Origin of the sequence: Candidatus Planktophila vernalis, assembly GCF_002288185.1 — a bacterium.
GTDB classification, from domain to species: domain Bacteria; phylum Actinomycetota; class Actinomycetes; order Nanopelagicales; family Nanopelagicaceae; genus Planktophila; species Planktophila vernalis.
The window spans coordinates 599,622-613,466 of sequence record NZ_CP016776.1 but is presented as its reverse complement, the minus strand read 5'-3'; the positions used below and the strand labels follow the sequence as shown (position 1 = coordinate 613,466).

The following is a 13,845-nucleotide window of genomic DNA, read 5'->3' as shown; positions in this document are numbered from 1 at the left end:
CAGCCGATACAATTTCGCTTATGAAAGCCCCAACCAAAAAGCCTATTGCCCGTGTGGTCAATACCGTTGAGCGCGCCGTGGGGCGCCGTGATCTGGTGTTGGCACGCAAAGGTGTTCGCGATTCTGTTGTTTCACTTGCAGGATTATTGGGCTGTCCAGTTACCAATGAAGATGGCCGTGAGATAGGTCGTTTAGTAGATGTTGTCGTTAAGCATGGCCAAGATGCTTATCCACCAGTCTCAGGATTGATCGTAAAAGTAGGTTTGCGTCGATCATTTATTGATGGAGCCCGTATTGCAAAGCTAGAGCGCCATCAAATCAAGCTCTCTTCCACAACAATTAATTTGACTGACTACAAGCGCCGCAGCGATGAATCATTGTTAGATGCCGATGTTCTTGATCACCAGATTGTGGATGTGAATGGGCTACGAGTTGTGCGTTCCTCAGATCTTTACTTAGCGCCTCTAGATAAAGAGATTCGCGTAGTTGGCGTGGATATCTCTTTTGTTACTTTCCTTCGCCGCATCTTTCCTGGTGCACTTGGTCGTCGTGCAACACCTCAACACGTTCTGGACTGGGCAACAGTTGCATCCCTTGCCGACACTTCCGGAGTTGTTAAAACCTCTGGTTCTAAAACCGCACTTTCACAACTGCGCCCTGCTGACTTGGCAGATTTGATCGAAGATTTAGCTGGACGTGAACAAAGTGCATTGATTGAAATGTTGGATCCAGAGTTGGCTGCCGATGCACTGGAAGAAATGGAAGATGAAGAATTGCAAGGCCTTCTTCGTGGTTTGAGTGAAGAGCGAGCCGCCGAACTTCTAAGTCGCATGGAACCAGATGAGTCTGCTGAAGTACTGCGCGATTTAAGTGATGAGCACCGTGAAGATATTTTGAAAGCAATGGATGTCAAGATGGCTAAGCAGTTGCGTCAGCTCATTGCTTTCGATGAGACCCTCGCCGGTGGAATCATGACCACTCACATGGTCTTTGCCCAAGAAAACGACACGTGTGGTGCGGCTCTTGCCCGCCTTGTTGAAAACAGAGATCGCGATATTTCTGATGGCGTTGTTATCGTTGATAGCAAAGGCAAGTTAGTTGATCACATCCAAATTATTGAGTTGGTGGCCGCTAAATCCACCGCGCTTTTGAGCACTCTTATCGGACCTCCTTACCCAACATCTGTCCAAATTGATTCTCCACTGGAAGAAGTAATCGAAGAGTTTTCAAACAACCGAGGGGCATCCATCGTTGTAATTGATGAAAAAGGAAAGCCTGTAGGACGAATTTTGGCTGATGACTTGGTGGATGCACTTAAGCCAGAAGAACAACATGGTTTATCTAAAGGAACAGGTGCGCTCTCATGACAACAACGCGCAAGATTCGTTTAGCTGCACTTCTTTCAGTCATGGGTCCTGGAATCATTGCTGGGCTTTCAGATGATGATCCAGCCGGCATCACGACCTATTCACAGCTCGGTGCCAAATTTGGTTATCAAATGCTGTGGGTGCTCGTTCTCTCCACTTTGGCATTAGTTATCTTCCAAGACTTAGGTGCTCGCATCGGTGTTGTTACACGTCAAGGACTCATTGGATTAGTTCGTCAAAAGTATGGTGCTCGCTCTGGAACTCTTAGTGCAAGTGCTTTGATTATTGCTAACTTTGGAACTCTCACAGCTGAATTTGCAGGTATTGCTGTGGCTGGAGAGCTCTTTGGAATCTCACGTTTCATAACAGTTCCCGCAGGGGCTTTAGTTGTCTCAGCCCTTGTGCTGCGTGGCTCCTTTGCAAACGTAGAAAAGGTTTTCTTTGCACTCTCTGCAATCTTTATTTCATACATCGTCGCCGGTTTCATGGCTAATCCAGACTGGGGACAAGCTGCGCGCGGTGTTTTTGTGCCATCGATGCCATTCACACAAGATGCTATTTATCTAGCAACTGCAACCCTTGGAACAACCCTTGCCCCTTGGGGACTTGCCTTCATTCAAAGCTACGCCGTTGATAAGCGCTTAACTCGCGATGATTTGAAACTACTTCGCATTGATGTGTGGACGGGTTCACTGCTCACAGGAATTATAGGTTTCTTTGTAGTCATCACCTGTGCCGCAACTTTGAACAAACAAGGCATCACAGACATCACTGATGCTTCCCAAGCGGCCCAGGCCCTTGAGCCATTAGCTGGATCACTAGCAAAAGCTCTCTTTGCAATCGGATTAGTAGGTGCAGCACTACTAGCTGCTTCGATTTTGCCTTTATCAACTGCCTATTCTGTTGGAGATCTCACCGGGCAACCTGCAGCACTCGATGATGGACCAAAAGAGGCACCCTTGTTTTATGCCACATTTGGTGTCATGACAGTTTTGGCTTCAGGGCTCATTCTTATTCCTGGATTACCACTGATTAAAGTTCTGGTTTTCACTCAGATTCTTAACGCAATCTTGCTCCTGCCACTTCTGCTTTTCATGTTTGGAATCTCAAAGGATGAGCGCTTAATGGGTGAGTACGCATCAAGTACTCGCATGCGCGTTGTTTATGGTGCCATCATCTCTTTAGTAGCAACCTGCGTTTTGGCACTTCTCTGGTTTGGCATTAACGCTTAATTTCAGGGGCGAGTGAGCCCTTGGATAAAAGTTAGTGAGTTCTGGAAAATCAGCTCCTGGTCGTAATCAAGGGTGGCAACGTGATAACTGTTGATGAGTTCAATGCGGACCTTATTTGTCGATCCAAGTTCATCCATAATGATTTCAGTGTTACAGACTGGAAGGGTGTGGTCGTTGATACTATGAAAAAGCTGAACGGGAATGGTGACTTTGCTCAGCTTTGGACGAGTTACTTTCAGCATTCTAAACAATTCATAGGCACCCTTTGATGCAGTTGCATCGTATCCATGCTCGGTAATCCCAGGTCGCTTAATATCATTTCCAACACTGGCCCGTAGTTTGACTGTGAAGGTTAGGAGATATTTTGCCCACAGAGGAAGACGCGATAAAACAGCAGATGAACGATTGATCATTGGGTTAACAAGAATGAGGCCACTCAAGCGATTGTTGTTCTCAGCTGCAACAAAGAGGGTGGTTGCACCACCCATTGATAAACCAGCCACGAATACTTGATCACAGCTTTTGAACAACTGATCCAATTCAGATTGAACTTTTGCTGGCCACTCTTGCCATTTCACTTTATTGAGATCCTCAGGTTTCGTTCCATGTCCCGGAAGTAATGGGACTCGAACGGTGTAACCCTTGGAGTGCAGGAATTCGCCCCATGGACGCATTGATGGTGGGGCTCCAGTAAATCCATGAACAAGTAAGACTCCAACGCGAGCGTTTTTGCCTGAGCCTTGCGCCGACCAATCTTGCATCCAACCTGGGGGTGCTGTTTCAACTGCCATGGTGAACACCATACGCGTGCTGTCAATGACAGTGCAATCATTTACTATCGCCACTATGCACCTATCGGAAGCCACCTTTGTGGTTGTGGATTTAGAAACCTCAGGCGCTGCCCCTTCAACTGGCGCAGGAATAACAGAGATTGGCGCAGTTAAAGTGCGCGGCGGCGTAGTGATTGGTGAGTTTGAAACCTTTGTAAATCCGGGTGTTCAGATTTCAGAATTCATCACACAACTCACTGGGATTACAGATCAAATGCTTTCCAACGCTCCGACGATCGCTCAAGTATTTCCCTCATTTATTGAGTTCTTGGGGCCAGAGAGTGAAAATGTATTAGTTGCACACAACGCTCCTTTTGATGTGGGATTCCTAAAGGCTGCTGCTGCGCATCTTGATTACCCATGGCCCAATCACCATGTCACTGACACTGCCAGATTAGCTAGATATGTATTGACCAAAGATGATGTCATCAACTGCAAATTAGCCACCTTGGCAGAGTTCTTTGGAGCAACTACTTCCCCCACGCACCGCGCCCTAGATGATGCCCGTGCCACGGTAGATGTTTTGCATGGAATTATCGAAAGACTGGGAAGTTTTGGAATTACGACTTTGCCACAATTCAAAAAAGTTAAGAAGCGGCTAGTTTCTGGCTAAGTGCTGCCCACTGTGAAAGTAGCTTTGCTGCAGCACCACTATCAATAGCCATGGTGGCTCGTTCAACACCCTTCTGGATTCGATCATGAAGGCTCAATTCCATCTCACCTTCATAGGCTGCAATTGCAGCCGCTGCATTTAATACAACAGCATCACGCGGTGCACCTTTTTCGCCAGCAAAAATAGCGCTAGTTATTCTGGCATTTTCAGTTGCATCTCCCCCAGCAAGGGCTGAAATCGGGGCTCTAGCAATTCCAAAATCAAGTGGGTCTAATAAATCACTAGCTATTTGCCCATTACCTAAAGTTAAAACAGAAGTAGTTGTTGCAAGAGTTATTTCATCAAGGCCATCATCGCCCCGGAAAACGAAGCCATCTACGCCCTTATCTGCCAATACCTGGGCCATCACTAAATGCATTCGATCATTGGCAACGCCAATCGCTGCAGCCTTCGGTTTAGCTGGATTAGATAGCGGGCCCAAGATATTAAAAACTGTTGGCACGCCTAACTCTTTACGGGCAGGGGCAGCAAAGCGCATTGCTGGATGAAAAACAGGGGCGAAACAAAAGCCAATTCCAAGCTGTGAAAAAGTGGTTTCAACGCCTTTGCCATCTAGCGTTACTGCAACACCTAGCGCCTCCAATAAATCTGCTGCTCCTGATTTCGATGATGCTGCGCGGTTTCCATGCTTTACAACTTTTGCTCCAGCAGCTGCAGCGATAATTGCAGCGGTGGTTGAGATGTTAATAGTGTGCGCGCCATCGCCACCGGTTCCAACTGTGTCGACCGCGCGCTCTGTAATGGAGATTGGCGCAGAATGCTCATACATCTGGGCAACTAGCGCACCCACTTCTTCACTTGTCTCACCTTTTGCCTTTAGAGAAAGCAAAAACTTTTTAATTAACTCGTTATCGGCTTTTCCCTCAAGAATCTGATTCATGCACCAGGCAACATCGGCTGGCTCTAAATCCAGCCCACTTTCAAGAATTGAGAAATAACGATCCCACAACTCTTTCGACATTTTTAAACTACAGCAGGTGCTGTGCCGCGTAGAAGTTCGGCAGCACTTCTGGCAAGAGTGAATGGATCAATTGGGTGAACTATTGATGCTTCCGCCATCGACCATGCGGCAAGCCATGCATCTTCCTTGCGCCCTGTTATGACTAGTACTGGAGGGCAGTTGAAAACTTCGTCTTTGAGTTGACGGGCAACTCCCAGACCGCCTTCTGGAACAGCTTCACCATCGAGGATGAATAAATCAATGTTTGTGTTGTTATCGACATAAGAGCGAAGGGCTGCAGCCGTGGCAAACTCATGGATCTGGTGCTCTGCTATATCGCTGGCCGTTCTGGTACCCAAGGCGTCAATGACAGCCTTTCGTACAGTTGAATCATCTGCATAAACCAGAATCTGCTTCTTTGCCATGGCCTAAGTCTAAGCTCCTGGAAAGGGTGTGCGAGCTGATTTTTACCTCGAAAAATCTGTGGGCTGTTTCACTCCAGAACCGGGTGAATAACCTGCATATGAGGGGTCTCCCGTAAGACGCAGGCGTGTTTTTCGGGAATAATCATCCCCATGTCGAGTACATCAGTAGCTGCCCACCACAAGATTACCCGCCCCAACGCCGTTGCGGTTGGCACAATCGTGTGGCTATCAAGTGAGTTGATGTTCTTTGCCGCACTCTTTGCTATTTATTTCACTACTCGCGCAGTGCAGGGTCCAGCGATTTGGACAGAGGCAGGCGAGATTCTCAATATTCCATTTGCAGCGTTGAACACAACAATTCTTGTTCTCTCATCTGTTACATGTCAGTTCGGAGTATTTGCTGCAGAGCGATTCCAAAACCACCGCACAGGTTCAATCTTCCAGCTCAACAAATGGGGAATGCGTGAATGGTTTGCGCTGACTTTCCTCATGGGTTCTTTCTTTATTGGTGGACAAATTTATGAGTATGCCGCTCTTGTGGAAGAAGGCTTAACACTTTCTTCATCTGCCTATGGTTCTATCTTTTTCATCGCAACAGGTTTCCACGGTTTGCACGTAACCGGTGGACTTCTTGCTTTTCTTATTGTGCTCATCCGTGTTTCTAAGGCCCGTCGCTTTACACACGAACAAGCTACAACTGCAATTGTTGTTTCGTATTACTGGCACTTCGTCGACGTCGTGTGGATCGCCCTCTTCTCAGCGATCTACCTCATTAAGTAAGGGGCACAAAAACTTCGTGAAGCGTTTATCGCGTTACCGTCGACATAAGGCCGCTGGCCCAATGCTTCTAATTTTTGCTCTCCTTGCGATAGGAACTACTTTCTCTGTTGCAAGTGCAACTGTTACAGAGACCCAGAGCGTTTTAGATCGCTCGGCATCTATTGAAGAAGGAAAGCAAATATTCCTTAAGGGTTGTTCTTCTTGTCACGGACTCAACGCTGAAGGTGCATCTATCGCGCCATCTTTAATTGGAGTTGGCGCAGCTTCTGTTGATTTCCAAGTTGGAACAGGCCGTATGCCAATGGCTGATATGAGCACACAGGCCATGCGCAAACCCCGTGTCTATAACGAGGAAGAGACTGCAGCCCTAGCTGCCTACGTTGCTTCGTTAGCTCCTGGTCCTGCTATTCCAGGTGAATCTGAACTTAATTATGAGCGAGATGGAAACTCCGCCGAAGGTGGCGAGCTATTTAGAAATAACTGCGCAATGTGTCACAACTTTGCTGGTCAAGGTGGTGCGCTATCGCAAGGTAAGTACGCACCAACACTTATGGGTGTTGAACCAAAACATATTTATGAAGCAATGATTACTGGCCCACAATCAATGCCAGTCTTTAGTGATAAAACAATTACACCTGAAGAAAAACTTTCCATGATCAAGTGGATCAAGGCCGCTGAAGCTGAACCAAATCTAGGCGGTGCAACAATGGGCCGCATTGGACCTGTTACAGAAGGTTTGTTGGCTTGGGTATTAGGGCTAGGACTGCTCATTGGTATTGCAGTCTGGCTAACTACGAGAGCAAGGTAGGCGCATCGTGTCTAATGAATTAACTCCTATTGATGACTCAGCACTGCCTCAACATGCACCACGTGCGACAGATGTACATCCTGCATCCGAAAAGCGTGCAGAGCAACAAGTAGCGATTCTCTTTGGTCTCTCTGGTTTTGGTTCGCTTCTTCTGATTTATTCCTACATCTTTGTTAAAGACACTGTATTCATCTTCATTCCGATTATGGGCAATCAGAACGCTCAGCAATTAGGAATCGGTATTGGTATGGCTATGTCGCTGTTCTTTATTGGCATCGCTGCAATTCACTGGGCCAAAACTTTGATGCCAGATAAAGAGATTGTTAATCACCGCCACGAATTTCGTTCAAGTGATGAAGATCGTGCAGAGTTAGTTCAAACTGTTAAAGAGGGTGTGGCTGGAGTTCAACTCGGTCGCCGTAAGTTAATCAAGCGCTCACTTGGCGCAGCCGTTGGCCTCTTTGCTCTTCCTCCTGTTCTACTCCTTCGCGATCTTGGTCCACTACCTGGAAAAAAGTTGGAGATGACGAACTGGAAAGCAGGAACTCGCCTGCTCACTGATCCGGGCAACCGTCCTATCTTGGCCTCAGACCTTGAAGTTGGCTCTGTAGTTCAGGTTTTGCCCGCTGTTGCTGACATGGAACATCGTCCATTGAGTGATATCGCAAAAGATCCTGTTCTCCTGATTCGTTTGCGACCAGAAGAGTTCCAGTTAGAGCCAGATCGCCTTGCGATGACCCATGAAGGAATTATCGCCTTTTCAAAGATTTGTTCACATATGGGATGCGCAGTTGCACTCTATGAACAAACAACAAAACACCTCTTGTGTCCATGTCACCAATCAACATTTGATGTGACTCGCGCTGCCAAGGTCATCTTTGGACCCGCAGCTAGACCATTGCCTCAACTCGACATCACAGTCGATGCTGAAGGTTATTTAGTAGCACGTGCACCATTTAATGAAGCAGTCGGACCTAGTTTCTGGGAGCGAAACTCACAATGACAACTACTGAAAAGAAGATCGGCACCGCAGCTAACTTTGTTGATGAGCGCCTTGGTGCTGCCAAGTGGGTTAAGAAGTCCCTGAACAAGGTCTTCCCTGATCACTGGACGTTCATGTTCGGTGAAGTGTGTATGTATTCATTTATCATTTTGTTGCTCTCAGGAACTTTCTTAACATTCTGGTTTGATCCTTCCCAAAAGGAAATTGTTTATAACGGCTCTTATGAGCCACTCCAAGGTCTAAAGATGTCGGCTGCATATGCCTCAACTTTAAATATCTCATTTGAAGTTCGCGGCGGTCTCTTAATGCGCCAAATTCACCACTGGGCCGCAAACATCTTCATGGCTGCAATCGTTGCCCACCTTTTGCGCGTGTTCTTCACTGGCGCATTTAGAAAGCCACGTGAGTTCAACTGGATCCTTGGAATTCTCCTACTCACTCTTGGTCTAGTAGAGGGACTTCTTGGTTATTCACTTCCTGATGACTTGCTCTCTGGAACTGGATTACGTATTACTTCAGCGATTATTCAAGCTATTCCAGTAGTTGGCACATACGCTGCATTCTTTTTATTCGGTGGAGAATTCCCGGGAACCGACTTTATCCCGCGCATCTTTACCCTGCATATTTTGATCATTCCTGGAATCTTCTTAGCTGTCATCACGATTCACGTGATGTTGGTTTGGTACCAGAAGCACACACAGTTCCCAGGTGTTGGTCGCACAGAAAACAACGTTGTTGGTCACCCAATTTTGCCGGTCTACATGGCTAAAGCTGGTGGATTCTTCTTCGTAGTATTTGGAATCACCGCATTCATATCAGCCGTTGCCTCCATTAACCCGATCTGGCTCTATGGTCCATACACTCCTGGACAAATTTCAGCAGGTTCGCAACCTGACTGGTACATGGGCTGGCTCGATGGTCTTGTGCGAATGGCTCCCCCATTAGAAACTCACGCATTCGGTCACACCATTTCCTGGAATATTTTAATTCCAGCAGTAATTGTTCCTGGAATTATCTTCACAGGTATGGCGCTCTATCCATTCATCGAGAGTTGGATTACTGGCGATAAGCGTGAGCATCACTTACTAGATCGACCACGCAACGTGCCAAACCGCACCGCACTTGGTGTCATGTCAATTACCTTTGTAATGATTTCACTTATCAACGGTGGAAATGACATTATCGCGACGAATTTTGATCTATCGATTAACCAAATCATGTGGTTCTCTCGCATAGGAATCTTTATTCTTCCACCGCTAGCTTTCATCATCACAAAGCGTCTGTGTTTGTCATTGCAACGTGCAGATCGCGAACTTCTCCTTCACGGAGCAGAGACTGGTCGCCTACTTCGCTTGCCACACGGTGAGTTCGTAGAAGTTCACGCGCCTATCTCTCCAGAGAAGGCTTACCTATTGCAATCTCACGAGCAGTTAGTACCGCTTGAGATTGAGGATGTTGATGCTCGTGGTGTTCGCAGACCCGGTGCAATAAAGAACAAGATTCAACGCCGTTTGAGCAAGGCGCATGCAGTCTCTGTTCCTAAGGTAACTGAGCAAGAATTAAAGGAGATCGAAAACCACTAGTTGGTTCTGCGTATTACAAGCCAAACACCCAGGGCGGTAATTCCTATTCCAAGGAAGCCTTGGGTGTTTACTTTTTCGCCAAATAAGACATATGCCTCAATGGCTGTTGCTGGTGGAACTAAATAGAACAGCGATGAGACCGAAGCGGCGCTGCCGTTGTTGAGTAGTCGAAGCAGAAGAAGAACTGCGCCCACAGATAGGGCAAAAATTAGCCAGATCATTGCGCCAGCAAACTTGGGCGTGAGATCAATGCGTGTCCCACCCGTTGCAATAGCTGCGATGCCAAGGACTAGACCTGCTGCTAGGTATTGATAGGCAGTTCCAGCCAACATAGGAATGCCAGCACCAAATTTCTTTTGCATCAGGGTTGCTGTGGTGCTTCCTAGGAGTGCAACAAAGACTGCGGCAATTCCTACAGTGGAGACTGAACTATCAAAGCTCGGACCTAGAACTAACACAACGCCAATCAATCCTGTTACTAATCCTGCAAACTGGCTCCAGCGCAACTTCTCACCTAGAACTTTCACAGCCAAGATTGAAACAAAGACTGGCTGCAAACTAGTAATCACTGCTGCCACTCCAGCAGAGACACCTTTGGAGATTGCAAAGAAGACTCCCCCAAGATAAAACGCATGCAAGAACAATCCAATGAGTGCAGATTTATTTATTTCACTTCGAGACAGTGCAATCTGTGCGTGCATGAAGCGGGCTGCGATGAAGAGAATGCCAGCGGCAATAAATATGCGCACCGATAAGAAGATGAAGGGATCTGCATAGGGAAGGCCGTACTTAGCTCCTACAAAGCCAGTGCTCCACAGGAAGACAAAAAGAAAGGGGGCTAAACGAGCGGTTTTCAACCTTCACACAACGCTTTTAGTTGCACCAAACTCTTAGCCATAGACTTTGGATTTCTAACCACAGCTCCAGTCTTCTTTAGCCACCAACGAGAAAAAGCTGGAATTGAATGGCCATCGAAGATTTCAGTAACTTGAGTTGTTGAATTACCCAAATCGTGGAGTTCATATGACCAGGTCCACTTCATGAGGTGACACCAGGTAATTTTCTTGTTCTCTTCAAAAGCCACAACGGTGTTTGTTATGCGATATGGCACCTTAATATTCATCGCCATTCCAAATTTTGCACCTTGATGAAGACGAACTGGTCCCGAAATACTCTTTTTAATACTGCCTGAACCGTCAAAAGATGCATGGGCACGAGGATTAGCTAATAGTTCAAATATCTTTGAAGCTGGTGCATTTATTACGATTCGTGCAGCAGCCGTATTTGGATAATCAACATCCAAAATCTCTGCACGTACTTTTGACATTAGTGAGCTGAAACCGCAATCGGCTTCTCATACTCAGTCACCATTCCGATGATGGAGATAACTAGAGCACCTAGTGAGATGACAGTTAGCCACCAACCAATGATCAACGAGAGCGTCAACGCACACATACTCAATGCAACTGGTAATGGCCACCATGAGTGCGGGCTATAGAAACCAAGTTCTCCTGCGCCATCAGAGATTAATGCGGTGAGATTATCTTCCGGAAGAATCTGTCCAATACGGCGTTGTGTGAACCACACATAAAAACCAACCATTCCAGCAAGTGCTGCAGCAAGTAACATGCCGCCAATTCCTACTGGCTCACCGCCCACTTGCCAATAAATCACTGTCATCAAAACATAGAACAACGCCAGACCGATAAATAGCTGCCAAGAAACCTTCATAGTTTATTAGTGCCCTTCTGTCTTAACGTGTGGATAGTGCAGATCAAATGCTGGACGCTCTGATGAGATGCGAGGCATAGTTAAGAAATTGTGGCGAGGTGGTGGACATGTTGTTGCCCACTCAAGTGATGCTCCATAACCCCAAGGATCATCAACACCAACTAGTGGTGCCTTGCGGGTAATCCAGATGTTGACCATAAATGGAATCATTGAGAACGCAAGTAAGAATGAACCGATTGTTGAAACTTCATTCATAAATGTAAAGCCATCAGTTGGTAGGTAATCGGCATAACGACGAGGGAAGCCCTTAATTCCTAGCCAGTGCTGGATAAGGAATGTTAGGTGGAAGCCGAAGAAAGTTGTCCAGAAGTGAATCTTTCCTAGACGCTCGTTAAGCATGCGACCAGTCATCTTTGGCCACCAGAAGTAGAAGCCTGCAAACATCGCAAAGACCACAGTTCCAAATAGAACATAGTGGAAGTGAGCAACGACGAAGTAACTAGCAGAAACTGCAAAATCTAGTGGAGGTGAAGCCAAGATAATTCCTGTTAATCCTCCGAAAAGGAAAGTAACAAGGAAGCCCATAACCCAGAGCATTGGAGTTTCAAAAGTAACGTGACCGCGCCACATCGTTCCGATCCAGTTGAAGAACTTCACACCAGTTGGAACACCGATAAGGAAAGTCATAAACGAGAAGAACGGCAAGAGGACTTGTCCAGTTGCAAACATATGGTGTGCCCACACTGCAACAGATAAGGCCGCAATTGCGATAGTTGCGGCAATCAAACCTTTATAACCAAAGATTGGCTTGCGACTAAAGACTGGCAAAATCTCTGTTGCAATTCCAAAGAATGGAAGTGCCAAGATATAAACCTCGGGGTGTCCAAAGAACCAGAACAAGTGCTGAAACAACATCGCCCCACCATTTGCCGGATCAAAAAGATGCGTGCCATAAATGCGATCTGACTCCAGACCAAGTAGGGCTGCAGCAAGTGGAGGGAAAGCTAGAAGAACAAGGATTGATGTCAGCAATACGTTCCAAGAGAAGATCGACATGCGAAACATCGTCATACCAGGAGCGCGCATTGTGAAAATAGTTGTAATGAAGTTAACGCCACCAAGAATTGTTCCGATACCGCTCACTGCAAGACCTAGTAACCACAGGTCTGCACCGATACCCGGTGAATACTGTGCATTTGAGAGTGGAACGTAAACAGTCCAACCAAATGATGCTGCTCCTCCAGGTGATAGGAAGCCAGCAAATGCCATGAGGCCACCAAAGAGGTAGAGCCAATAAGAGAGCATGTTCAAACGAGGGAAAGCCACATCAGCTGCGCCGATTTGCAACGGCATAATCACGTTTGCAAAGCCAACGAACAATGGTGTTGCAAACATGAGCAACATAATCGTTCCGTGCATGGTGAAAATCTGGTTGTACTGCTCCGCGCTCAAGAACTGCATTCCTGGGCGGGCAAGCTCTGAGCGAAGCAGGAGCGCTAAAACTCCACCAATAAGAAACCATGCAAAAGATGTCATCAGATATAGATATCCGATGGTCTTGTGATCAGTAGAAGTAACCCACTTTACGAATGCTCTACCTTTTTTGGCCGGTAGTGGTGGCAAGTCAGAAATCGTTGGGCGTTCTGCGTAAGTTGTCATGCGCCATTCCCCTTAATCGTTTCAAGATAAGCCTGGTACTGCGCTGGTGTTACTACGCGAACCGTGAAAAGCATTTGTGAGTGATTTCGTCCACACAAGATGTTGCAACGTCCTGGAAAATCACCGAGCTTGTTGGCTGTAAATTCCAAATAATTAGTAACTCCTGGAATGTTCTGCATTTGAATCATGAAAGCTGGAATCCAGAATCCATGAATAACATCGTTTGCAGTAATTGTGTAGCGCACTCGCTCGCCCAGTGGAACATAGAGAACAGGTGGCTGGGCAGGTGTGCCAGTAACTACGGCATCAGGACCTGCTTCTGGGTAACCAAATTGCCATGACCACTGAATACCTTCGACTGTAATCTCATGCTTGTACGTATCGGTCTTAGCTGTAATAACAGTTTGCTTCTGAGCAGTGAAATAGAAAAGAACTGCAACGATAATAAATGGGATAATTGTGTAGAGAACTTCAACTGGAATGTTGTACTGAGTTTGCTTGGGAAACTCTGGGCTGTCATTTTTAAGGCGATGAAAAAACGCTGGCCATAAAATTAAAATTAATGTGAAGACTCCAACAACACCTGCAGCTATCCATGCGCCTTGCCATAGCGATAATGATTGATCGTTAACACTAGATAATCCCTCTTCAAAGCCAAGGCCTGAAACTTTTGAGCAACCCGTGAGCAAGAACGCCGGGCTCAGAAGGAGAAGGCCTCGTAGGAATTTAAGCGCTTTTAACGGCATAGGGGTAAGGATAGAGCGCAAAGCGCGCTTGCGTGGCATCGGCTTAAGGGGCCACCCTCGTGGTTCGT

15 protein-coding genes are annotated in these 13,845 nt (G+C 46.6%); 7 read left to right on the top strand and 8 right to left on the bottom strand.

Translation table 11 applies throughout. From position 1 onward, the window contains the following. Positions 1 to 20 precede the first annotated feature (20 nt). Together A7sIIA15_RS03255 and A7sIIA15_RS03250 are read left to right on the top strand one after the other, a co-directional pair. Positions 21 to 1,367 (top strand): magnesium transporter MgtE N-terminal domain-containing protein, encoded by a 1,347-nt coding sequence (locus A7sIIA15_RS03255; RefSeq protein WP_190279152.1) that lies wholly within the window; start codon positions 21 to 23, stop codon positions 1,365 to 1,367. After that, on the top strand, positions 1,364 to 2,599 hold the full coding sequence (locus A7sIIA15_RS03250; protein WP_095685767.1) for an NRAMP family divalent metal transporter: 1,236 nt from the start codon (positions 1,364 to 1,366) through the stop codon (positions 2,597 to 2,599). The genes A7sIIA15_RS03255 and A7sIIA15_RS03250 overlap by 4 nt, the downstream gene beginning before the upstream one ends. Positions 2,600 to 2,601: 2 nt before the next feature. On the opposite strand, the gene A7sIIA15_RS03245 is transcribed toward A7sIIA15_RS03250, so the two are convergent. Then, positions 2,602 to 3,444, bottom strand: a complete 843-nt coding sequence (locus A7sIIA15_RS03245; RefSeq protein ID WP_223298295.1) for an alpha/beta hydrolase — start codon at positions 3,442 to 3,444, stop codon at positions 2,602 to 2,604. Between the two features lies 1 nt (position 3,445). On the opposite strand from A7sIIA15_RS03245, the gene A7sIIA15_RS03240 reads away from it, so the two are divergent. Beyond that, positions 3,446 to 4,042, top strand: coding sequence for an exonuclease domain-containing protein (locus A7sIIA15_RS03240; protein ID WP_223298294.1), 597 nt, complete (start codon positions 3,446 to 3,448; stop codon positions 4,040 to 4,042). Here A7sIIA15_RS03240 and trpD read toward each other — a convergent pair. Next, the gene (gene trpD / locus A7sIIA15_RS03235) at positions 4,017 to 5,063 is read right to left on the bottom strand and encodes an anthranilate phosphoribosyltransferase (protein ID WP_190279151.1); all 1,047 of its coding nucleotides are present in this window, start codon (positions 5,061 to 5,063) and stop codon (positions 4,017 to 4,019) included. The genes A7sIIA15_RS03240 and trpD overlap by 26 nt on opposite strands. A gap of 2 nt (positions 5,064 to 5,065) precedes the next feature. Next, entirely contained in the window at positions 5,066 to 5,467 is a 402-nt protein-coding gene (locus A7sIIA15_RS03230) for a response regulator transcription factor (RefSeq protein WP_095685764.1), read from the bottom strand. A gap of 150 nt (positions 5,468 to 5,617) precedes the next feature. On the opposite strand from A7sIIA15_RS03230, the gene ctaE reads away from it, so the two are divergent. Genes ctaE through qcrB form a run of 4 tightly spaced genes read left to right on the top strand, consistent with a single transcriptional unit; the run spans position 5,618 to position 9,641 of the window. Further along, entirely contained in the window at positions 5,618 to 6,247 is a 630-nt protein-coding gene (gene ctaE / locus A7sIIA15_RS03225; RefSeq protein WP_095685763.1) for an aa3-type cytochrome oxidase subunit III, read from the top strand. Between the two features lie 16 nt (positions 6,248 to 6,263). Then, positions 6,264 to 7,055 carry a cytochrome bc1 complex diheme cytochrome c subunit gene (gene qcrC, locus A7sIIA15_RS03220; protein WP_095685762.1) on the top strand — a complete coding sequence of 264 codons (792 nt, stop codon included), beginning with the start codon at positions 6,264 to 6,266 and terminating at the stop codon, positions 7,053 to 7,055. Positions 7,056 to 7,062: 7 nt separating this feature from the next. Then, complete coding sequence (qcrA, locus tag A7sIIA15_RS03215; RefSeq protein WP_095685761.1) at positions 7,063 to 8,058, top strand: cytochrome bc1 complex Rieske iron-sulfur subunit; 996 nt, start codon at positions 7,063 to 7,065, stop codon at positions 8,056 to 8,058. Continuing rightward, entirely contained in the window at positions 8,055 to 9,641 is a 1,587-nt protein-coding gene (gene qcrB, locus A7sIIA15_RS03210) for a cytochrome bc1 complex cytochrome b subunit (protein WP_095685760.1), read from the top strand. Before qcrA ends, qcrB begins: the two co-directional genes overlap by 4 nt. On the opposite strand, the gene A7sIIA15_RS03205 is transcribed toward qcrB, so the two are convergent. Genes A7sIIA15_RS03205 through ctaC form a run of 5 tightly spaced genes read right to left on the bottom strand, consistent with a single transcriptional unit; the run spans position 9,638 to position 13,816 of the window. Beyond that, positions 9,638 to 10,498 carry a DMT family transporter gene (locus A7sIIA15_RS03205; RefSeq protein WP_095685759.1) on the bottom strand — a complete coding sequence of 287 codons (861 nt, stop codon included), beginning with the start codon at positions 10,496 to 10,498 and terminating at the stop codon, positions 9,638 to 9,640. The genes qcrB and A7sIIA15_RS03205 overlap by 4 nt on opposite strands. Next, a complete protein-coding gene (locus A7sIIA15_RS03200; protein ID WP_095685758.1) occupies positions 10,495 to 10,968 on the bottom strand; it encodes an SRPBCC family protein in 474 nt (157 codons plus the stop codon). Before A7sIIA15_RS03200 ends, A7sIIA15_RS03205 begins: the two co-directional genes overlap by 4 nt. After that, positions 10,968 to 11,372 (bottom strand): cytochrome c oxidase subunit 4, encoded by a 405-nt coding sequence (locus A7sIIA15_RS03195; protein ID WP_095658548.1) that lies wholly within the window; start codon positions 11,370 to 11,372, stop codon positions 10,968 to 10,970. The genes A7sIIA15_RS03200 and A7sIIA15_RS03195 overlap by 1 nt, the downstream gene beginning before the upstream one ends. Before the next feature lie 6 nt (positions 11,373 to 11,378). Next, a complete protein-coding gene (ctaD, locus tag A7sIIA15_RS03190; RefSeq protein ID WP_095685757.1) occupies positions 11,379 to 13,031 on the bottom strand; it encodes an aa3-type cytochrome oxidase subunit I in 1,653 nt (550 codons plus the stop codon). Next, complete coding sequence (gene ctaC / locus A7sIIA15_RS03185) at positions 13,028 to 13,816, bottom strand: aa3-type cytochrome oxidase subunit II (RefSeq protein ID WP_223298293.1); 789 nt, start codon at positions 13,814 to 13,816, stop codon at positions 13,028 to 13,030. Before ctaC ends, ctaD begins: the two co-directional genes overlap by 4 nt. Between the last annotated feature and the right edge of the window lie 29 nt (positions 13,817 to 13,845).

Coding starts and splice junctions, on each gene's coding strand:
- A7sIIA15_RS03240 (WP_223298294.1), top strand. CDS start 3,446: ATGCACCTATCGGAAGCCACCTTTGTGGTTGTGGATTTAGAAACCTCA.
- A7sIIA15_RS03250 (WP_095685767.1), top strand. CDS start 1,364: ATGACAACAACGCGCAAGATTCGTTTAGCTGCACTTCTTTCAGTCATG.
- trpD (WP_190279151.1), bottom strand. CDS start 5,063: ATGTCGAAAGAGTTGTGGGATCGTTATTTCTCAATTCTTGAAAGTGGG.
- ctaD (WP_095685757.1), bottom strand. CDS start 13,031: ATGACAACTTACGCAGAACGCCCAACGATTTCTGACTTGCCACCACTA.
- qcrB (WP_095685760.1), top strand. CDS start 8,055: ATGACAACTACTGAAAAGAAGATCGGCACCGCAGCTAACTTTGTTGAT.
- A7sIIA15_RS03255 (WP_190279152.1), top strand. CDS start 21: ATGAAAGCCCCAACCAAAAAGCCTATTGCCCGTGTGGTCAATACCGTT.
- A7sIIA15_RS03195 (WP_095658548.1), bottom strand. CDS start 11,372: ATGAAGGTTTCTTGGCAGCTATTTATCGGTCTGGCGTTGTTCTATGTT.
- A7sIIA15_RS03230 (WP_095685764.1), bottom strand. CDS start 5,467: ATGGCAAAGAAGCAGATTCTGGTTTATGCAGATGATTCAACTGTACGA.
- A7sIIA15_RS03200 (WP_095685758.1), bottom strand. CDS start 10,968: ATGTCAAAAGTACGTGCAGAGATTTTGGATGTTGATTATCCAAATACG.
- ctaC (WP_223298293.1), bottom strand. CDS start 13,816: ATGCCACGCAAGCGCGCTTTGCGCTCTATCCTTACCCCTATGCCGTTA.
- ctaE (WP_095685763.1), top strand. CDS start 5,618: ATGTCGAGTACATCAGTAGCTGCCCACCACAAGATTACCCGCCCCAAC.